This window comes from Rhodospirillales bacterium, from assembly GCA_016712595.1.
Classification (GTDB): Bacteria; Pseudomonadota; Alphaproteobacteria; order Rhodospirillales; family Defluviicoccaceae; genus Defluviicoccus.
The window spans coordinates 571,463-592,500 of record JADJQT010000001.1; the positions used below are offsets into that span (position 1 = coordinate 571,463).

Below are 21,038 nucleotides of genomic sequence, written 5' to 3' on the forward strand. Positions count from 1 at the left end.
CCCCTTATTCCGTTCCATCCTTTTCGATCGTGCACTGCAGCGGGTGCTGGTGCTGCCGCGCCAGATCCATGACCTGGTTGACCTTCGTCTCGGCGATCTCGTAGGTAAAAACGCCGCATACACCGACACCGCGGTGGTGGACATGCAACATGATCCGCACCGCATCTTCGTGGCTTTTGGCGAAAAAGCGCTCGAGCACGTGGACGACGAATTCCATCGGCGTGTAGTCGTCGTTCAGCATAAGAACCTTGTACATCGCCGGCTTTTTTGTCTTTGCCCGCGATTTCGTCGCGACTCCGGTCGATGGAGGGCCATCGGGATTTCGCCTGTCTGGTCGACTCATCGATGCTCGCGTCTTTTCGCCTGAACCATGGAATGATATGCAAGATACGCGCCGGCAATTTCCGACCATTCCTCGACAAATATATTCGATTTTCCATCATGGAAAAGCCCCCGACGCGATCATCGATTAGACGATCGCTGTGACGAGCGCCCGATCGAGCGGATGATCCGGCGCGGATCAGGGACTTAGGTGGGCTTTTGCTCGGCAAACTTTTCCAGCAGGCCGTACACGCGCCGCTGTAGCGGATAGGCAACGTCCTCACCGAGTTGCAGGGCGATGCGGGTCAGCACGCCGATGCGAGCGGTCAGATCGGTGAGCGCCTGCGCCGTACGGTCACGATCGAAGTCGAGCAGACTTCCCAGCGTGCGACAGCTCGTGCGCGCCCGCTGCGAGACGAACGCATCGTCGACGGTCATCCATACCGTGCCAAAAAACGCGCTGTTCAAGACGCCAATGCCGTGCAGGCCGATCGTGCCCGACTTCCGCACCGAAGACCATGCCTCGGCGAGGCACCGCGGTACGCGCACGTATCTTGGCGGAGCATCATCCAGCGTCGCCTGCGGATGCCTTTCCTCTCGTTTTGCGCCCGCGCTCTCCTCGGTCATCGGCCTCGTCGCTCCTCTGCATCCGGTCCGCACTTGTCGGCGGCGCATCTGCCCGAAACCTCGCGGGCGGGATAGCTCGCCCGATCCACCTTTATTCTCCTTGCTTCCAGCAATTGCCCAAAAAATATACGCAGCGAGCAACATGGCGCACAAGTGTGCAATTGGTCTCGCAGCAATGCGCTTGCAGCATTCCTCGCGATCTTTGGACGACGGTCAGAGCTGTCGAGCGGTGCCGACGGGCTGGCTTGCGGCAGCGATGGTCGACGGCGGCGTCACGGGCGACGCGCACTTCGTACCGCGCCGGCGGCGCGGCGCGAAAGGTATCGGCAGAATTTGCCGCCCTCCCGCCTGTCTTGCCGTTACGACGCGGACGCTGCGCGAATCGACGTAGAACCGCGGATCGGCGGGAAACCTTGATGGGGTGGACGACCGGGAATGGTGCCGTGGAGTGGAATCGAACCACCGACCCCGTCCTTACCAAGGACGTGCTCTGCCCCTGAGCTACCACGGCAGGGCTGCATCAGTTCCCGGAATTGAGCCGCAACGCCGTCGCCAGTCAAGGCCATTTTCGATCGGCGGCCGCTGGTCTCACGGGATCGGGGCGAAGGCGGTAATCGGTGGGCGGCCCACGCGGCATCATCGACCGCCATTATCGCCGTGATCCAGTGAGACTTGGATTACCCATACGTGGGTGGAGCCAGTGTATAAGGGCATCGTCTGTTGTAAAAGGCAGACCTAGACCGTCGTGCGCCTGTCGTCGAAGATAGACGGCGCGGACATTGGGGGAATAACGGCGATGGCGAGCATTAACGGGACCACCGGCAACGATACGATTACGCCGGTGGGCGTTTCGGCGGGGGTGACCGGGGGTCTTCCTGGCGATGGTAACGACGTCATTGCCGGGCTGGGCGGCAACGATTCGATCGACGCCGGGCTTGGTGATGATCAGGTTATGGCCGGCATCGGTAACGCGACGGTATTCGGAGGCCGCGGCGACGACAGCGTTGTCGGCGGTTATGGGAACGACTCGCTGGTCGGCTATGAGGGCAACGATACTCTGTCCGGCGGCAAGTGGTACGATTCGCTGCGCGGCGGCGATGGCAACGACCGTTTGCTCGGCGGCGGTGATGGTGACTGGCTGCAGGGTGGGGCGGGCGACGATACCGCCTATGGCGGCAAAGGCGCCGATACGTTGTGGGGCGGCGCCGGGCGCGACGTGCTCGGCGGCAACGACGGCGCCGATCAGATTCACGGCGACGGCGGCAACGATTTCCTCTCGGGCCATGCCGGCACCGATTCACTGTGGGGCGACGGCGGCGCCGATACGCTCGATGGCGGCGCCGGCGACGACGCGCTCGACGGCGGCGCCGGCGATGACTCGCTGCTCGGCGGCGACGGCAACGACCTTCTCGACGGCGGCGATGGCCACAACATTCTGCGCGGCGGCGCCGGCGACGACACGCTGATCGGCGGCATTGGCGAGAACACCCTGATCGGCGCGGACGGCAGCGATCAGGCGCGGTTCTCGGGCGTGCTCGCCGACTATGCGGTCAGCGTCGATCATGCCACCGGCACGGCGCGGGTGGTTACCCTTAGCACCGGTGCGGTGACGCTGACCCGCTCGATCGAGTTCCTCCGCTTCGACGATACGACGGTTACGACGGCGGGGGGGGGGACGGTGGTCGCCCACGCCGACGATGCCGGCAAGGCGCTGCTATCGTCGCCGGTGGTCATCGACGTCGCCGACCTGCTCGCCAACGATGTGGTCGCCCCTGGCGAGACGCTGAGCGTCACCGGCGTTTCGGCGGTCTCGGGCGGCACCGCGCACTTCGATGCGGCAACGCAAGAGATCACCTTCCAAGCCGACGCCGGTTTCATCGGCAACGCCCACTTCACCTACACCGTCTCAACCGGCGGGGCGACACCGCAGACGGCGAGCGCCGAGGTGAGCGTTGCGGTGGTCAACTCGGTAACCACCGATGAGGCGGTTTCCGGAGAGGTCACGGGGCTGTCGGGCGTAAGGTTCACCGGCCAATATCTCTACTCTGTATCGTCGGCCGGCGACGTCAACGGCGACGGGCTCGATGATCTGCTGATGTCGAGGTACAGCGCCACGGACTCATCGGGCGGGCTCTACCTCATTTATGGGGGCACCGCGCTGAGCGGCGAACATCCGCTGAGCACGGTCGGCAGCGACGCCCTGCCTGGAGTGCAGTTTACCACCTCTTATCCGCTGACCTACTCTCGCTCGACGGTCGCTGGTATCGGCGATGTCAATGGAGACGGCTATGACGACGTGCTGATCAATACCCAATTTGTCGGCCAATTTGAAGCTATCGACAATACTTATGTCGTCCTCGGCGGTCAGTCCTTAACCGGTTCCGTTTCGCTCGATGCGATCGATAATGGTACTATTCTCGGCGCTCATGTTATCGAGGATTTTTCATATACTAATACCATATTACCTGACAAATACATAACATCAGGTGACTTTACCGGTGATGGTTATTCCGATATCGTTGTGGGACAGCTATACTTTGATTTTGACTATACCTATGGCAGTATCCCTGCAGGTGGGTCAACACATGTGCTTGAAGGTTCTGCAGACATCGATATTGCGTCAGCCGACATCTGGTTCAAAAATGAATATTCCGAAGACGACGGTGGAAGCTCTGTTTCATCCGGTGGCGATTTTAACGGCGACGGCATCGACGATCTGATCATTGGCGCTCCGCATAGCCCTGCGGCCGGAAAGGACGCAGGGGCCAGCTACGTGGTGTTCGGCGGCCAGGGACTTTCCGGGACGGTTTCCCTGGCGGGCGTGGTCAGCGGGGCGGTCGCCGGGGTTCGCTTTGACGGTGTGGCGTCAGGCGATATCAGCGGCGACGTCGTGGGGTTCGCCGGTGACGTCAACGGCGACGGGATCGACGACATCATCATTGGCGCTCCCGGACATTCCGGCACTTCTTCGAACATCGACACCTACGTCGTCTTCGGCGGCCAGGCGCTCTCCGGGTCGGTCTCGCTGGCCGCGATCGACGACGGCACCGTTGCCGGTATTCACATTACCGGGGCAAGCGCCGGCAACGTTACCTCTGCCGGCGATATCAACGGTGACGGTTTCGCCGATCTCGTCGTGGCCGGGAGAGTTATCTTCGGTGAACCGCTGCTGCCCTCCTCGATGTCGATTTCTGACGTGAGTACCGGTGCTGTCAGAGGATTTCAGCTGGGCTCCAGGATTGACTGGGCTGGCGACGTCAATGGTGACGGCTACGACGACCTCATCGCCCGCTCTCAGAGCGGCAAAGACGTCACCGTCATTTACGGCAACGACTTCGGCGGACCGGCGGCGATCAGGGGCGGCGACGGCAACGAGGCGCTGACCGGCAGCGCGGCGGCCGAGGTGATCACCGGTGCGGACGGTAACGATACGCTCACCAGCGCGGGCGGCGCCGATACCCTCGCCGGCGGCCTTGGCGACGACAGCCTCAGCGGCGGCGGCGGAAACGACGTGCTGACCGGCGGCGTCGGCGACGACGTGGTGAGCGGCGGGGCCGGCAACGATACCCTGATCGGCGATCATGGCAGTGACTCGCTCGACGGCGGCGGCGGGCAGGACGTCGCGGTATTCTCCGGCGTGCGCGCCGCCTACTCGATCACCATCGATGCCGCCAGCGGATCGGCCGAGGTCACCGACCTCGCCACCGCGGCGGTGTTCACCACCCACGACATCGAAACCCTGCGGTTTTTCGATGCCGACATCGACGTTTCGCCCGAGCCGACCGCGGTCGATGATGATGCTTCGGTCCTGCTCTCGGCGCCCCTGGTGCTCACCGCCGCCGACCTGCTCGCCAACGACGTCGTCGCCGGGGGCGTGCCGCTGACCATCACCGCGGTGCATTCGGCCTCGGGCGGAACGGTCAGCTTCGACGCAGCGACGCAGACGATCACCTTCCGTGCCAACGCCGGTTTCGTCGGCGATGCCGGCTTCGTTTACGACATCACCACCGCGTCCGGCTCCTCCGCGACGTCGAGCGCCACCGTCCACGTCTCGGTGGTCGCCAAGGCTGACATCGATGCCATCGCGATGGAGGCGGTGTACGGCCTTTCCGGCGTGCGGCTGATCGGCGAGGCCACGGGCGATCACAGCGGCATTTCGGTCTCGGCCGCCGACGTTAATGGCGACGGAATCAAAGACCTGCTCATCGGCACGAGTCGATATCAAGACGGCGTTGCCTATGCGGTTTTCGGAGGCCAGACGCTGCCGTCCTCGGTCTCACTGTCCGAAATCGCCGACGGAACCGTGGACGGCGCACGGCTGGAGCACACATCAAGCCGTTATAGCACCTTGACGACAGCAGGGTCGGCGGGCGATCTCAACGGCGATGGCAACGAAGACCTCATTGTCCGGTCGCTCATCGATGCCTTCGTCGTCTATGGCGGCCAGGACTTGACGGACTCCTCGCTTGACGACGTCGGCAATGGCGGCCTGAGCGGCTCGCACATCAGCGATGTCTACGGAACGTACGCCGTCGTAGGTGATGTCAACGGTGATGGCGTCGATGACCTGCTCTTCGGGGGTGGTAATACCGACTTCGAGGATACTCATAATACCTATGGACTCGTGTGCCTGGTTTACGGCGACGAAACTCTCCCGGGCTCGTTTGCGAGCACTGATGTCGTCGATACCGGGACGGTGAACGGCGCCGCCTTTTACGTCGATCCCAACAGCCAGCCTCTCGGTCGAACCGTCGCCTTTGCCGGTGATATCAACGGCGACGGCTACGACGACATGCTGATCAGCACTTGGTGGTACGACAGTTACGCAGGGAAGGAAGGCTACCTGGTTTATGGCGGTTCCGACTTGTCCGGGCCGATCAACCTTTCGGACACCACCGACGCGGTGCGGGTCGTCCGGCTTGATGTCGAAGACATCTTTGGGCAAGCGGTCTCGTCAGCGGGCGATTTCAACGGCGATGGAATCGAGGATTTCGTCTATATCTCATCGGAGTCGACCTGCACCGTCGTCTTTGGCGGACGGAATTTGCCGGATTCACTGACGTCTCAGGTGGTCGTCGACCATGGTCTTGGTGTGCAAATCTACAGCATTATTTACGACCATTTTCACAGCATTGCCTCGGCCGGCGACGTCAACGGCGACGGCATCGATGATCTGATCATCGGAATCAGCCGAGGTACGCCGCTTGGAGGCTATGGCACGTTCGGCGGCGCGGCGATTGTCTTCGGGTCTCACGGGCTTTCTTCTTACGTGAACCTTGACGCCGTTCTGAACGGCGGTGCGGGCGGCTTTCTGGTGACCACCGATGTGACCTATGACGGCCTGGGGGCATCGGTCTCGGCGGCCGGCGATGTTAACGGCGACGGCTTCGATGACCTGATCGTCGGCTCCCCGCAGGACGATACCGCCGGCACCGACGCCGGGGCGAGCTACGTGATCTTCGGCGGCGACTTCAGCCGGGCGGTCAGCAAGCTCGGCGGCGCCGGCAACGACCTGCTCACCGGAACCGCGGTTGCCGAGGTGCTGATCGGCGCCGGCGGCGACGATACCCTCGTCGGCGGCGGGGGGGCGGACGTGCTGACCGGCGGCGCGGGCGACGACGTGCTCGCCGTCTCCGACCTCACCTTCGCCCGGGTACGCGGCGATGCCGGCTTCGATACCCTGCGGCTCGACGGCAGCGGCCTCACGTTTGACCTCGCCGCCAAGGGGTCAGCGGCAATAAGCAACATCGAGGCGATCGACCTTGGCGGTCACGGCAATACGCTGACAGTGAGCGTGCTCAAGCTCCTCGGCCTCTCCTCAAGCTCGAACACGCTGGTCGTCCACGGCAACGCCACGGATCAGGTCATCGCCACCGGCTTCGTTGCCGATGGCGTCGAGGACGGCCTCGCCCGCTGGATCGACGCCGCCGGCGGCCACGCCACCCTCCTCATCGATCCCGACCTCACCCTCATCGCTTGAGCGCCGCCTTGGCGCGCAATCCGGACCCGACCACCATCCGTCGCCCAAACGGTACCGCGCGGATGGCTGCATCCCCGGAGCGGCCCTCGAAACGATAGGCGAGCCCTTTGTGCATTGGCCGATGCTGCTCTCATTTCCACAAATCGCTGATCGCCGGCAAAACGCTCACGAAGGCCGGCAGCAGCATGGCGGCGATCTGGCGTAGCTGATCGAGCGGCTGCATCGCCAGACCGTTGTCGCGCAGCCAGTCCGACGCGCCTTCGCGAGGACCCGCAGCTTCGCCGGCGAGGCTGGCGATCCGGCAATACAGCAATACCGCCGGCGGCAAGTAGATCGCGGCGATGCCTAGGCTATAGGTGACGCCATGCAATACGGCGGTACCTACGATCAACTGACGATAGGCGACGCGCGTCGCCTCGTCGGCGAAAAACGGCATCGGCCAGTACATCCACGACAGCATAGCGATCAGGGCGAAGACATAGACCGCGGTTCCCTGCTGCAGATACGTGCGCTGGCGGGCGAGAGCGCGGGCGAACTGCTCGGCGCGACGCTCAGGAGTCGTGGCCGAGGCGTTTTGCGCCAGGGTTACGATCAGCGCGGTCGTGATCAGGACCAGAGCAACCGCACCAAACGCCTTGGTCAGATCAAGCCCGACATCGAGCAAGCGCAAAAGCGCATCACCATCGGGCCGGGCGGGAAGCCGTCCAAAAATCGATCGGTACAGCCCCTCGCCCATTTCAGCGTACCACCGCTCCTGGCCGGGGATGCCGGGCACGCTCTCGATGGCGATGAACAGCACCGCGATCGCGGCGAGCACGGTAAAGATAAAGCGGCGCTCGCGCGGCGGGGTGGAAGCCCACAACGAAAACGCGCAATTGACCGCAACCGCGAGCGAGACGGCGCATGACAACAGAAAAGCGCTGACCCACAAGTAGCGGTAGTGGGCCTCGGCGGCCGCGACATCGCCGAACGCTTGCGCGTCGAGAATGGCAAACCCGATGGACGTGGCGCGAGTGACGTTCAAAACCCAATACAGCAACACGTAGACGGCGGCCGGCACCAAGGCCAGCAACAGGGAGCGGCGATCGAAGACGATCTCCTCGCAAGAGGGCTTTGCGGCGTTCAGTCCGTTCACGCGTCCTCCATCTCGTTGGCGTGCGGCAAACGCAGCGGGACGGGCAGGGCGGTTCGCGATCACGGCGGGACCGCCTCGCCGGTCTCCTCAGCTCAAGCGCCAACGCCTCGGGAGAGAATCACGTTCAAAAAGGTTTTTCAATTTCCGCCGGTGGCATCGCTGGCGAGCGCGGCGGCGGCGGCGGCGGCCGGCGGCGACGCGGCATCGACGACGGTAGGGCTGACGCCGAGCCGGATGCCGTGGGCGCGAAACAGGTCGTGCAGGCGGCGAAACACCTCACGCCGCAAGATGAACTGCTCGCCGGGCTTTGCCATGAACTTCACCCGCACGACATAGGAGCTTGGCTCCATTCGATGCACACCCTGCGATTTGAGCGGCTGGAGGAAGTTATCGCCAATTTCGGGATCGGATAACATGTCGACGCCAACTTGCTTGACGAGCTTGCGCACGCGCTCGATGTCGGTATCGAGCGGGACCCGCAGCTCCAGCTTCATGATCGTCCAATCGCGGCTGTAATTGGTGACGTGCTTGATCTCGCCGAAGGGAATGGTGTTGATTTGGCCGAGATGGTGCCGGAGCCGCAACGAGCGGATCGAGATGCGCTCAACCATGCCCTTGGCTGACCCGGCGTCGATGTATTCTCCGAGGCGAAACGCGTCGTCGATCAGAAAGAAAATTCCCGAAACGATGTCGCGGACCAGCGCCTGGGCACCGAAACCGATGGCGATCCCGATCACACCGGCTCCCGCCAGCAACGGGCCGATATCGACGCCCAGCGACGAGACGATGATCATGCCGACCAAAGTTGCGAGGATGATCAGCGCAAACTTGCGGATCAGCGGCAGCAGGGTCTGCAGCCGCGTCAACCCCGCGCCGCTTCCCTCGCCGTCGGCGAGCGCCTGAGGGTCGATTTGATCCTGCGGGGCCAGGCGGTTGATGGCCGTACGGATCACGCTCCAGGCGGCGGAGGCGAGGATCAGCGTGATGGTGATCTCGTAGAACGACCGTACGATCCGCTGGCCGAGGCTGCCGGCGGCGATAAGATCGAAACCCACGTCCCAGATATCACCGAGGATGACGAGGACCAGAACCGCGAGGATGACGCGCGTATTGCGCAGGAAGACGAAGGTCAAATCCTGGGCATTTTCCGGCATCGCATTCTGTGCCGGCGGCGGGGCGGCCGCATCGTTGCCCGCATGGAGGCTTGACCGCGCTGGCGCCGCCAGTGCCGGGGCAGCACCCGCGAACAGCCGGTCGACGAGAAGACGCACCAGCCCTTGCACTGCCGGCAGAGCGATGAGGAGCAAGAGTGTCTGCACGATGCGCGGCCCCTGCCGCGCGCCGGTGAGCAAATTGGAAACAAAGGCGAAAGTTCCCATGCCGATCAGAAGGCAGGTTGCGAACAAATGCCATTTCCCGGCGAACAGGTCGGCCAGTCCCTGCGGATGGTCAGCGGCGCGCGGCGCAATAGCGAGCAGGCGGGAGAGCCGCGTTCGTGTCATCCACAGCACGGCAATCATCGCCGCGATGTTAAACCACAGCAGCAGGGCCGCCGCGGATTGCCGGATCGGCTCCGGAAGGTCGGGGGTGATCACCGCCGGGGTGAGGAAAACGCTGAACACAACGAGGGTTGCAAGGCCAATGCCCCAGCGAAACAGGCCGCGAGCGGTGCCATCGTCGATCGCGGTTAAGCGCAACGCCGCGCGCTGCGGGGCAAGGACGATGCGCGCCGCTACGGCGATGAGCCGGACGACGAGGAATGCAAGGAATGCCGCCCAGAAGAGATCGCGAAGGGCAGGATTGTCCGGGTGGACAATAAAATAGACGCAGATTCCCATTGTCGCGAACACACAGACGGCAAGCGCATCGATGACCGCCGACGCAAGCAGTGCCCCCAGTTTGCCGAGGTCCGTTACCGGCAGTCGAGCCGTTGCCCCGCCCGCCGTGCGAAACAAGCGCCGGAACTGAAACTCGACGATGAACCCTGCGGCAAGAACGATCGCGGCGCCGAGAGCGATGTCGCCAAGCGCTTGGGGATCGCCGTTGCGAGTCAGGCGACCGAAGACGAAGGCGAGTCCGTAAGGGATGTCCGGCACGGCGACAATGATCTCTCCGAGCCGGTAGCGCAGGGTCTGGGCCGTGTCGACGACGAGGGCCACGCCGCCCGCCGCCGCCTGCTCGCGTACGACGAGTTCCTCACGCTGGCGATCGACTTCGCGCAAGAGCAGGGCGCGGACCTGCGCATCGGAAAGCAGAGCGAGGCGATCTCGCACCTGCTCTGCACTGAGGTCGGCAAGCGAGGTGGACTCGTCCGTAACTGTGGCCACGGTCGGCGGCTCCGCCGCGGCGACATCCATCGCGGCCTGAAGGAACAAGCAGACAAGGACGGCGCGGAGTAGTCGCACGGCGCAGACCGAAAGTAGCATTGGCCGGTACCGCGAAACGGTTGGCGGACCGACACCGTACGGGTTACGGCCACCAAAACCCGCTTCGGCGGACGATGCAGATTTGACACAGAACCGCCGGAGATGAAAGGGAAGCGCAATCGTCCATGACGACAGCCTCTTACAGGCCGGCGATCGGCGTCGGTGCCAGCGATCGAACGCTGGCCAGGTCTTCGGCGATACGCTGGGAAAGATCGGCGAGCGTCTGGCTGAGGGCAGCCGCCGATCCGGCATACCCAGCGTCCGTGCGCTCTTCTCGAAGTGTGCCCTCGGCGACCATCACCGCACGGGCGGCCGCATGGTCGTAAATTTGCCATCGCGCGGTCAGCGTCGCCGTTCCATCGGCATCGACATCGAACTGGCCGATATCGACGGCGACGCGATAATCGAAAGATTCGCTTCCGATCTGCGGAAAGCCGACGACGCGGTCGTTCGGCCGGCGCGCGGCAACGTCGGCGACGAGCACGCGCGGAACCTGATCCGAAAGCGGCGCGGCCCAGAGGTCGTTCGCGGCGAGCGACAAGGAAAAAGGGCTCTCGCGGGTGACGATCTGCCGACGATCGAGGTAGTCGGGCATCGTCACCGGTCCGACCGCGATGGCCACCGAAGGCATCTGAGGTTTCTGCGGTGGAGACGTCACGGGGGCAAGGTGCGAGAGCGTGTAATAGTTCGGCGGGGGAGCACTGCCGCAGCCGGCGCACAGACCGGCAAGCAGGATTGCGAAGGCAGCGGCAATGGCCGAACGGTGCGACTCAGAAAGGAAATCGGTCATGGTTGATCCGGGGCCGGTTTGCCGAGAATGAGCGCATTCGGGTTATTCTCGATGAAGTCCGAAAGCGAACGCAAGGAACGCGCGGTGCTGGTCAGCTCCTTGAGCAGACGAGCGAGATCGTAGCGCACGGCAGAATCCGGACCAATGGTCTCGCTTGCCGATTTTACCGCATTCATCGTCTGATCAAGGGTAAGGCGCGCTGCGTTTGACGTCTGCGTCAGGCTGTTTAGCAGGGGGCCGACATCGCGCAGCCCTTCGACCCCTTGGCGCACCGACGGAGACGACAACAGATTGTCTGCCTGCTGCACGGTCTTGCGAAGGTCGGCGACGAGTTCCGCAACCGGCGCCTTTTCCAGCTTGTCAAAAAATGCCGACGCCTTTTCCGACAGAACTTCGATCTGCGAGGGAATTGTCGGCATCACCAAAACGCCGTTCTCTTCGGTCAAGTGCGCGGGCGCGGCGTTCGGCGCGACGACCAACGAGATCACCTTTTGTCCGGTAATCAGGTTTCCCGAATCAAGTTGCGCACGCAGGCCATGATCGATCCACGCGCTTAGCCGCGCACGAACATCGTCAATCGACGGAGATTCGGAACTGAGCGTCATCCATCGCTGGGGTTCGAGGTAGATCATCACCGGAATTCGCACCGAAAAATCCTTCGTCGAAACCTGGAGGCGAACGTCGGTGACTTCGCCAAGACGGATGCCCATCGCCACAACCGGTGCGCCGGGCTCGAGTCCGGAGACGGAGGCATCGAAATAAAGGCGAAGCGGGACCCTAAGCTTGTATTTCGCCTGCTCGACGGCGGCAAAGTCCTCGTAGAGCGCGAATGATGACCCAGGCTCAGCCGGCGACGCGGCACTGGCATCGCGAGACGTATCGAAGGCGACGCCTCCGGCGATGATCGACTGAAGCGATTCCGTCCGCACGTTGACGCCTGACGTACTCACTGAGACGTCGATCCCGCTGGCGTTCCAAAAGTGGCTATTCTGCCGCACGAAAGCGTCGTATGGCGAGCGTACGAAGGCGAAAATGCTCACGTCGCTGCCGTCTTCGTCGAGTTGATAGCCGAGAACGCTGCCTACCTCGATGCCGCGGAAATAGATCGGCGAGCCGGGCGAGACGGAACCAAGCTGCTGTGCATGCAAGACGAACTGCTTCCCCGGAACGTCAACCTCGTAAACCGGCGCCGTTTCGAGGGCGATGAACTCGCGCGCCTCCTCGCCAGTGCCCGGGCGCATGCCGATATAGGCGCCGGACAGCAGCGTGCTTAATCCGGAGACGCCGCCAGCGGTGATCCGCGCGTTCTCCACCCAGAACTCGGTACCGGTGCGCAATTCGTTTTCGGCGCTCTTCTCCATTCGGGCGCTGACGACCACATGCTGCAGGTCGTCGCTGAGGGTGACCGACTGCACCACGCCAAGCTGGACATCACGGTAGCGAATCGGCGTTTTACCCGGCTCGATCCCCGCCGCCTGCTGCATGATGATGGTGATCAACGGGCCTCGTTCGGCAAACGTCGTGTAGACGAGCCACAAGCCGGCAACCGCGGCGACGATCGGAATTAGCCAGATGAGCGAAAAACGCCGCTTCGACGGTGTTCGCGCCAACGGCGGCGCGGTGTCCGCTTCGGCGCGATGGTCACTGTTCATGATTGGCTCCCGCGGAATCCCAAATCAGGCGGGGGTCGAACGACATCGCCGCGCACATCGTCAACATAACGACGCTGGCGAAGGCGACGATGCCGATCCCAGGTGTGATGCCGGCGATGGAGCCGAGTTGAACAAGGGCGACGAGGATGGAGACGACGAAAACATCCACCATCGACCATCGGCCGACCGCCTCGTTGATACGGTAGATCAGCGTCCGCTCGCGCAGTCGCGTCCGGGTTCCGAGCTTTACCGTAATCAGCAGGAACGCCATGCTGATGAGCTTGAGGACCGGAACGAGAATGCTGGCGACAAAGACGATCAGCGCCAGCGGCCACATGTTGGCCTCGATCAGTTCCCTCACGCCGCCGATAATCGTCGACGGCTCGCCCTGGCCGAGCGCGCTGAATGTCATGACCGGAAAGATGTTGGCCGGCACGTAAAGGATTGCTGCGGCCATGAGCAGGGCCGCCGTGCGCGACAGGCTGTCGGGCCTGCGATGATGCAGTGCCGAACCACAGCGCGGGCATTCGAGCTTATCGTGAGTCCCCTCAGGGTTCGTCGGACATAAGAGCTGGCAGGTGTGGCAGGCGATGAGGTTCTGGCGATCCGCCGGTCCGGGGAGGTTTATGCGCGGCGCCGGCGACAGACGCTCCCAGACGTCCTGGGTATCGATCGCCGCATCAGCCGCGATGACCGCGAGAATCAGCGCGACGAAACAGATGAGTGACGGGCCGATCTCGACACTCGCCAGGGCGATGAGCTTGGTATAGGAGACGAGGACCCCGAGAAGAAAGATCTCCATCATCGCCCACGGATGCAAGCGCTCGTAAAGGCGGTAGATTGCATGCGCATTCGGCAGCGCCCGGCCGTAGGCGAGCGGCCCGATGACGAAGAGACCGACGAGAATCTTGCCGAGCGGAATGAGGATGACGAATAGGACAACGGCCACCGCCAGCTCGGGCATGCCGTCGTGGTAAAGCGCGATCGCACCCGAGACCAAATGGCTCGATTGCGTCTGCCCTTGGACCTTCAACGTCATGAATGGAAACAAATTCGCCAAGCCGAGAAGGATGAAGGCCGTTGCGTAAAGCACGAACGCGCTCTCAAATCCGCCCGGTCGCCGGCCGAACAGTTCGCTGTCACAGCGGACGCAGATAAACTGCGTGGCACTGCTCTCCGACGCGACCCGCTGCAACAGGTCGCACGCATGGCAGCGGACGAGTCGGTCGTCGAGCGTGGCAGGCTGGGTCATGAGCGGCCGAAAGCACCCGTGGCCGACTGCTGGATGCGACGCGCGATGCCCGCCCCCGCGTTGCCGGCAAATTCTATCCAGCGGACCCTAATCGAGGCTGCTGCGCGCGTCCACAAGTCTTCTAAGGCTGCCGAACTGGACAAGGAGGTCGAAAAGACGGGCCATATCGGCACTCCCGCCAGCGGGCGGGCAGGCCGATCGGGAATTATTCGCAATTACTTGACAGTCGCGGCGGAAGTGCGCAGTTTTGGACATGTTCCGAGGGGTGCCCTGCTAGAGGGCTGAGATACCGCTGGCGCCGGATCGCGAGATCAGGGCGCAACGCGGGAACTCTTCGAACCTGATCCGGGTCATGCCGGCGCAGGGAACGGAACCCGCATCGACGGACCGCTGCTGCCCTGCTTCCTGTCCCGGGTCTCCGCCGTTTCTGCTCGTGGGGAGATCGATCGTGCCCAAAGACGTTTCCATTCCGTCCTCGGTGACCACCGGCCCGTTGCCGGCGTCCCGCAAAATCTATGTGGCCGGTCAACGTTTCACCGACGTGCGTGTACCGCTGCGCGAGATCGAGCTTTCCACGACGGACGAGCCGCCGCTGCGCGTTTACGACCCGTCGGGCCCCTACACCGACCCTGAGGCAGTGATCGACATTCATGCTGGCCTGCCGGCCCTGCGCAGCGCCTGGATCGAGGGGCGCCGCGACGTCGAGCCCTATGACGGCCTGAAGTTTCCCGGCCTGAGCCAGGAGCCGGGCGCCAGCGCCCGGCGCCGGCCCCTGCGCGGCAGGCAGGGAAAGGCGGTGACTCAGCTCGCCTACGCCCGCGCCGGTATCATCACCCCCGAAATGGAATTCGTCGCCATCCGCGAAAACCTTGGGCGTGAGCGTGCCCGGGAGAGCGTTCGCGACGGCGAGAGCTTCGGCGCCGAGATCCCCGAGTACGTCACTCCCGAGTTCGTCCGCGACGAGATCGCCCGCGGCCGCGCCATCATCCCCGCCAACATCAACCATCCGGAAAGCGAGCCGATGATCATCGGCCGCAATTTCCTCGTCAAGATCAACGCCAACATCGGCAACTCAGTGGTCGCTTCGTCGATCGCCGAAGAAGTCGAAAAGATGGTGTGGGCGATCCGCTGGGGCGCCGATACGGTCATGGACCTTTCGACCGGCGAGAACATCCACGAGACCCGCGAGTGGATCATCCGCAACTCGCCGGTGCCCATCGGCACGGTGCCGATCTACCAGGCGCTGGAGAAGGTCGACGGCATTGCCGAGGACCTGACCTGGGAGATCTACCGCGATACGCTGCTCGAACAGTGCGAGCAGGGCGTCGACTACTTCACCATCCACGCCGGTGTCCGCCTGCTGTATATCCCGCTGACCGCCAAGCGGGTCACCGGCATCGTCTCGCGCGGCGGCTCGATCATGGCCAAGTGGTGTCTCGCCCACCACAAGGAGAGCTTCCTTTACACGCGCTTCGCCGAAATCTGCGAGATCATGCGCGCCTACGACGTCAGCTTCTCGCTCGGCGACGGTTTGCGCCCCGGCTCGATCGCCGATGCCAACGACGCCGCCCAGTTCGCCGAGCTCGAGACCCTGGGCGAACTCACCAAGATCGCCTGGGAGCACGATGTGCAGGTGATGATCGAGGGCCCCGGCCACGTGCCGATGCACAAGATCAAGGAGAACATGGACAAGCAGCTAGAGGTGTGCGGCGAGGCGCCGTTCTACACCTTGGGCCCGCTGACCACGGACATCGCCCCCGGCTACGATCACATCACCAGCGGCATCGGCGCGGCGATGATCGGCTGGTTCGGCACCGCCATGCTCTGCTACGTCACGCCCAAGGAGCACTTGGGCCTTCCCGACCGCGATGACGTCAAGGTCGGTGTCGTCACCTATAAGATCGCCGCCCACGCTGCCGACCTTGCCAAGGGCCACCCGACCGCGCGCGCCCACGACGACGCGCTGTCGCGGGCGCGCTTCGAGTTCCGCTGGCGGGATCAGTTCAACCTCTCACTCGATCCCAGCACCGCCGAGAAATACCACGACCAGACGCTGCCAGCGGCGGGAGCCAAGCTCTCGCACTTCTGCTCGATGTGCGGGCCAAAGTTCTGCTCGATGAAGATCACTCAGGAGGTTCGCGACCTCGCCGAGAAAGGCATGGACGAGATGAGCGAGAAGTTCCGCGAAGCCGGCTCCGAGATCTACCAGCCGGCCGACGCCGCCGAATAGCGCGCCATCACCACCCAACCGGTGGGGCGGGGGGAACCCGGCCCCGCCGGCCAAAACCTCGCCCCGCCTATTGCGCGCCGTCTGGGCCGTACTTGATCAGGAAGGCGTCGTAGGATCCTCGGTTCGTACCACTCAGCGATCCGAAGGTCTCGCCCACCACATAGACGTTGCTGTCGACGTCTGTCCCTTCATCCCGAGCCCGTGTGAAAACTGGTGCTCAATCGCCGATTGGCAGGCACCTTGGCTGGTGCGGGCGCAGTCGGCGGGACGAGATCGCGCCTCAGCTGCGGATCGCGGCGATGAGCGGCCGGGTGCCGAGGAGATTGATCACCCGTTTCATGTTGTAGGCGAGCACGTGCAGGCTCATTTCCGTTCGCACCCGCTCCAGCCCCCTGGTGAGGGAGTGCGTCGCACCCATCCAGGCCTTGAGCGTGGCGAAAGGATGCTCGACCGTGCGGCGGCGCACCGTCATTGCCTCGGGCGCGTGCTCGATCCGCGCCAGCATGGCGTCGATGACCGCCTCGTGCTCCCAGCGCCGGACACGCCGTTCCTTGGCCGGCGTGCACCGGCTCTTCAGCGCGCACTCGCCGCAGCGGGTCGAAAAGTAGGTGATCATCGTCCGGCCCTGCAGGACCGAGCCGAAACGGCGCGGGAGCACCTCGCCGGCGGGACAGCGATAGGCGTCCTCGGCCGGCAGATAGACGAAGTCCTCTTTGGCATAGCGGCCCTCGGCTCTTGCCCCCGAGGTCAGCGGCTTGGGCACGTAGGGGGTCACCCCGATCGCTTCGCATGCCCGGATCTGCTCGCTGCTGAAATAGCCGCGGTCGGCCAGCACGTCGATCGCGTCCTGGCCCATCGCCGCCTTCGCCCTGGCCGCCATCGGTGCCAGCAACGCCCGGTCGACGACGACGTTCGTAACCTCGTGCGCGACGATCAGATGATGCTCGGTCTCGACCGCCGTCTGCACGTTGTAGCCGACGACGCTGGCGCCGCGCATGTTGGTCGCCATCGCCCGTGCGTCGGGGTCGGTCAGCGAGATCTGGCCGTCGGGCGCGGCTTCCACCCGCGCCTTCAAAGCACGCAGCTCGCGCACCTTGGCGCGCATCGCCGCGACCTTCTCCGCCAGCCGCACCGCTTTGTCTTGCGCGACCGAGCCCTCCTGCAGGTCGGCCGCGTCCAGCGCCGAGCCAGCGGGCGACGCTGGCCTCGATCTGTTCGATGCGGCGCTGCAGCTTGCCCGGTGTGTAGTTGCGGTCGCGGGCGTTGACCGCCTTGAACTTGCTGCCGTCGATCGCCGCCACCGCTTGGCTGAAAAGCCCCAGCCGGCGGCACAGCAGGATGAACTCGGCACACGCCGCACGGATCGCGGCGCCGTTGTCGCGGCGAAAGTCGGCGATCGTCTTGAAGTCGGGGGCGAGCCGGCGGGTGAGCCACATCAGCTCGAGATTGCGCCGCGCCTCGCGCTCGAGCCGGTGGCTCGACTGGATGCGGTTGAGGTAGCCGTACAGGTAAATCTCGAGCAGCGTCGCCGGATGGTAGGCAGGACGGCCCGTTGCCGCCGGGCTCGCCCGATCAAAACCCAACGCCGCCAAGTCGAGTTCGTCGACATAGGCCTCGACCACCCGCACCGGATTGTCCTCGGAAACATAATCGTCGATGCAGTTCGGCAGCAGCGACTGCTGCAGTCGGTCCTCGCCTTCGATGAAGCGGCTCATGCGCACCCCCGGCTAACCCGCCGCCAACAATAGCCCACCCCGCGTTTTCACACAGCCTCTGCCAGTTGTGCGATCCGAACTGCTTGATTCACTCGGGCGCATCGGCCGCGACGCCGCGCGCCGCGAATGGCCGGCATCGATGTAACCTTGAACGCGATCCCGGAGATCCGCCGAGTAATACCAAGTCCCTGTATTCGAGACTCTCGAGAGGGATTGAACGAACCCGGTGTCGTGGGAGTGGGGTGATCGGTTAGCGGGGGCGGCTCCCGTCTGGGAGGATTACGGCGTGTTGAAGCCCGATCCTCAGACAGGAGCACCGCGATGGCCGAGATGAGCCCTCTGCGCCGCCGCATGGTCGAGGACATGACCGTCCGCAATCTGTCATTGGCGACGCAACGATCCTATCTTCACGCGGTCAGCAAGTTCAGCGGCCACTTTGGTCGCTCGCCGGACCAGCTTGGCCTGGAGAACGTGCGGGCGTTCCAGGTCCATCTGGTGTCGACCGGCATTTCGTGGCCGGCGCTGAACCAGACGGTGTGTGCGCTGCGGTTCTTCTACGGCGTCACGCTGGGGCACGGTGAGATCCCGGAGCGCATCCCTTATGCACGCGAGCCGCGCACGCTGCCGGTGGTGCTGAATGCCGATGAAGTGGTGCGCTTTCTCGAGGCGGTGCCGAGCCTGAAGACCCGCGTGGCGTTGACGACGGCCTATGCGGCGGGGCTGCGGGCGTCCGAGGCGGTCGGTCTGAAGCTTGCTGATATCGACAGCGCGCGGATGGTGATCCGGGTCGAGCATGGCAAGGGCGGCAAGGACCGCACCGTCATGCTGTCGGCCCAGCTTCTGGGCATCCTGCGCACCTACTGGCGTCTGGCCCGGCCCAGCCACTGGCTGTTCCCCGGCCGCGATGAGACGAAGCCGGTCGACGTCCAAGTGCTGCACGCGGCCTGCCGCTCCGCCTGCGCCGCGGCCGGACTTGCGAAGCGGGTGACGGTGCACACGCTGCGGCACAGCTTCGCCACCCACCTGCTGGAGAACGGCACCGACACCCGCATCATCCAGGTGCTGCTTGGCCATGCCAACCTGTCGAGCACGGCGCGCTACACGCGGGTCTCGAACGGCCTGATCCGGCATACGCAGAGCCCGCTCGACCGCCTCACGCTGGAGGTCGTGCCGCCCGCCTGATCCGGCCGCGCGATGGCGGCGACATGGGAAGTGGCGGATGTCTTCCGCCGCCACGGCGAGGCCTATCGGCGCATGCATCACGCTCACCTCGGCCGGGTCGAACGGCGGGTGATCAGCGCCATCACGCTGTGCCGGACGGCGGCGCTGGGCGGCCATGCCGAGAGCTGCGCCGACTGCGGCTTCGTTCGTCGCCTCCGCGACCTGCGGCGCGTCGAATGAGTGGTCTATGCGAAGCCGCCGTTCGGTGGCCCGGAACAGGTGCTGGCCTATCTCGGTCGCTACACCCACCGCGTCGCCATCGCCAATTCGCGCTCGGTCGAGGTGACGGGCAGCGACGTCGCCTTCCGCTGGAAGGACTATCGCCACCACGGCAAGGCGAAGCTGATGGTTCTCGCTGCCGATGAATTCATCCGCCGCTTCCTGCTCCACGCCCTGCCGGACGGCTTCCATCGCATCCGCCATTACGGCTTCCTCGCCAATCACCAACAGGCAGCAAAGCTGGCGCTCCGCCGCGAGCTGCTGGCCGCCTCGCCGACGGTCGATCCCGAGACCAAGGTCCCACCCGAGCAGAAGCAACTTACAAGCGCGTTCGATCGCTGCCCCTGCTGCGGCGGCCCGATGATCACCTTCGCCATCCTTCTGAGGCCGCCGCCGCAACCCTCGTTCCGGCAGGACACTTCATGAGTGGCCGCCACCCTTGCTGCCCCGCCTGTCCAGCACCGATGCTGCCGTGTGCCGGCACCCATCGTCTTGCCCAACAACCGTTCCGGCAGCACCAGGTCCGGCGCGGCGCCCCACGAAACCCCGGTTCAGCTCACTGCTGCCACCAACCGCCCGGCGTCGCCGGCCTCGACCGCGCCGGATCGATCCCCATGCCGAGCCGCCCGAAAGCGGTCTCGGACTACCAGACGCAGCAACAATCCCCATAGCTCGGCCATCCGCGGGTTCGTTCAATCCGGCTTCGATGAGGTCGCGCCGGCGCACGCCGAAGACCTCGTCCGCGACCTCACAGAAGCCTCCAGATTCAAGGCTGGCAAACGAGATGGAGTTTGCATGGGGTCGGCGATGGCGCTTCGCGCGGACTTCGACGGGATCACGCTGCGCAAGCTGGCGCGGCAGAGCCGGGACGCGAACCAGAGCCGGCGGTGGCGGGCGCTGGCGCAGCTCAGCGAGGACGGACCGATCCCTGCGGTGCACGGCGTCGTACGCTGGCGGCTGGTGGATTTGATCGCGTGGGTGTGGGAGGAGTTCCGGATCGTCGTCGCCAAGCAGACGCTGAGCCGGGTGATCCGGTCGATGGGCTATCGCAAGCTCTCCGCCCGGCCGCGCCATCACGCGCAGGACCCCGCAGCGGCGGTGGCTTTTAAAAAGCTTCCCGCGATCCTGGCGGAGATCGCGCGCTCCAAGGCGGCGGGCAAGCGGATAGAGGTCTGGTTCGCCGACGAGGCGCGGATCGGCCAGAAGAACAAGCGCACCCGGTGCTGGGCGATGCGGGGCACGCGGCCGTCGGCGCCGCACGATCAACGGACCCGCTCGGCCTATATCCTCGGCGCGATCTGCCCGGCCGAGGGTAAGGCCGCCGGCCTGGTCCTGCCGTCCTCCACCACCGCGGCGATGCGCCTGCATCTCGAGGAGATATCGCTCGCAGTCGCCGCCGACGCGCACGCCGTTCTCCTCGTCGATCAGGCCGGCTGGCACATTTCCGACAGGCTCGACGTGCCGGCGAAC

11 protein-coding genes, 1 tRNA gene, 2 pseudogenes and 1 riboswitch (1 of these 15 cut by a window edge) are annotated in these 21,038 nt (G+C 64.4%); of the genes and pseudogenes, 5 read left to right on the plus strand and 9 right to left on the minus strand.

The genetic code is table 11. From position 1 onward, the window contains the following. Window positions 1-4: 4 nt before the first annotated feature. From clpS to IPK66_02560, 3 genes are all read right to left on the minus strand, one after another. Window positions 5-343 carry an ATP-dependent Clp protease adapter ClpS gene (gene clpS, locus IPK66_02550; protein ID MBK8174201.1) on the minus strand — a complete coding sequence of 113 codons (339 nt, stop codon included), beginning with the start codon at window positions 341-343 and terminating at the stop codon, window positions 5-7. Window positions 344-528: 185 nt separating this feature from the next. After that, window positions 529-948 carry a hypothetical protein gene (locus tag IPK66_02555; GenBank protein ID MBK8174202.1) on the minus strand — a complete coding sequence of 140 codons (420 nt, stop codon included), beginning with the start codon at window positions 946-948 and terminating at the stop codon, window positions 529-531. A gap of 436 nt (window positions 949-1,384) precedes the next feature. Then, window positions 1,385-1,459: transfer RNA gene (locus IPK66_02560), tRNA-Thr, on the minus strand. A 285-nt stretch (window positions 1,460-1,744) separates the two neighbouring features. Between IPK66_02560 and IPK66_02565 the strand changes: the two genes are divergently transcribed. Then, a complete protein-coding gene (locus IPK66_02565) occupies window positions 1,745-6,928 on the plus strand; it encodes an FG-GAP repeat protein (GenBank protein ID MBK8174203.1) in 5,184 nt (1,727 codons plus the stop codon). Between the two features lie 130 nt (window positions 6,929-7,058). On the opposite strand, the gene IPK66_02570 is transcribed toward IPK66_02565, so the two are convergent. The 5 genes from IPK66_02570 to IPK66_02590 all read right to left on the minus strand — a co-directional run bounded on the left by IPK66_02570 (window position 7,059) and on the right by IPK66_02590 (window position 14,183). Beyond that, complete coding sequence (locus IPK66_02570; protein ID MBK8174204.1) at window positions 7,059-8,063, minus strand: hypothetical protein; 1,005 nt, start codon at window positions 8,061-8,063, stop codon at window positions 7,059-7,061. A gap of 137 nt (window positions 8,064-8,200) precedes the next feature. Beyond that, entirely contained in the window at window positions 8,201-10,390 is a 2,190-nt protein-coding gene (locus tag IPK66_02575) for a mechanosensitive ion channel family protein (protein MBK8174205.1), read from the minus strand. Window positions 10,391-10,628: 238 nt separating this feature from the next. Beyond that, window positions 10,629-11,279 (minus strand): membrane integrity-associated transporter subunit PqiC, encoded by a 651-nt coding sequence (locus IPK66_02580; protein MBK8174206.1) that lies wholly within the window; start codon window positions 11,277-11,279, stop codon window positions 10,629-10,631. Continuing rightward, window positions 11,276-12,931: an MCE family protein gene (locus tag IPK66_02585; GenBank protein MBK8174207.1), complete on the minus strand. Its 1,656-nt coding sequence runs from the start codon at window positions 12,929-12,931 to the stop codon at window positions 11,276-11,278. The genes IPK66_02580 and IPK66_02585 overlap by 4 nt, the downstream gene beginning before the upstream one ends. After that, window positions 12,921-14,183 (minus strand): paraquat-inducible protein A, encoded by a 1,263-nt coding sequence (locus IPK66_02590; protein ID MBK8174208.1) that lies wholly within the window; start codon window positions 14,181-14,183, stop codon window positions 12,921-12,923. Before IPK66_02590 ends, IPK66_02585 begins: the two co-directional genes overlap by 11 nt. A gap of 251 nt (window positions 14,184-14,434) precedes the next feature. Further along, window positions 14,435-14,568: riboswitch (TPP riboswitch) on the plus strand. On the opposite strand from IPK66_02590, the gene thiC reads away from it, so the two are divergent. Then, window positions 14,536-16,413 (plus strand): phosphomethylpyrimidine synthase ThiC, encoded by a 1,878-nt coding sequence (gene thiC, locus IPK66_02595; protein MBK8174209.1) that lies wholly within the window; start codon window positions 14,536-14,538, stop codon window positions 16,411-16,413. It overlaps the preceding riboswitch by 33 nt. A gap of 280 nt (window positions 16,414-16,693) precedes the next feature. Here the strand turns inward: thiC and IPK66_02600 are convergent. After that, a pseudogene (locus tag IPK66_02600) lies at window positions 16,694-18,128 on the minus strand (IS1182 family transposase). Window positions 18,129-18,449: 321 nt separating this feature from the next. Between IPK66_02600 and IPK66_02605 the strand changes: the two are divergent. From IPK66_02605 to IPK66_02615, 3 genes and pseudogenes are all read left to right on the plus strand, one after another. Then, on the plus strand, window positions 18,450-19,310 hold the full coding sequence (locus IPK66_02605; GenBank protein MBK8174210.1) for a site-specific integrase: 861 nt from the start codon (window positions 18,450-18,452) through the stop codon (window positions 19,308-19,310). Window positions 19,311-19,322: 12 nt separating this feature from the next. Next, window positions 19,323-19,856, plus strand: a pseudogene (locus IPK66_02610) (transposase). 507 nt (window positions 19,857-20,363) lie between these two features. Further along, a protein-coding gene (locus IPK66_02615) for an IS630 family transposase (protein MBK8174211.1) crosses the window boundary here: on the plus strand, window positions 20,364-21,038 show its 5' portion. It continues 210 nt past the right edge of the window; only the first 675 of its 885 coding nucleotides appear in the window; the start codon lies at window positions 20,364-20,366; its stop codon lies off the right edge, out of view.

Excerpts from the sequence above, each read along its gene's own strand:
- clpS (MBK8174201.1), bottom strand. The coding sequence starts at position 343 with ATGAGTCGACCAGACAGGCGAAATCCCGATGGCCCTCCATCGACCGGA.
- IPK66_02555 (MBK8174202.1), bottom strand. The coding sequence starts at position 948 with ATGACCGAGGAGAGCGCGGGCGCAAAACGAGAGGAAAGGCATCCGCAG.
- IPK66_02565 (MBK8174203.1), top strand. The coding sequence starts at position 1,745 with ATGGCGAGCATTAACGGGACCACCGGCAACGATACGATTACGCCGGTG.
- IPK66_02580 (MBK8174206.1), bottom strand. The coding sequence starts at position 11,279 with ATGACCGATTTCCTTTCTGAGTCGCACCGTTCGGCCATTGCCGCTGCC.
- IPK66_02585 (MBK8174207.1), bottom strand. The coding sequence starts at position 12,931 with ATGAACAGTGACCATCGCGCCGAAGCGGACACCGCGCCGCCGTTGGCG.
- IPK66_02590 (MBK8174208.1), bottom strand. The coding sequence starts at position 14,183 with ATGACCCAGCCTGCCACGCTCGACGACCGACTCGTCCGCTGCCATGCG.
- thiC (MBK8174209.1), top strand. The coding sequence starts at position 14,536 with ATGCCGGCGCAGGGAACGGAACCCGCATCGACGGACCGCTGCTGCCCT.
- IPK66_02605 (MBK8174210.1), top strand. The coding sequence starts at position 18,450 with ATGGCCGAGATGAGCCCTCTGCGCCGCCGCATGGTCGAGGACATGACC.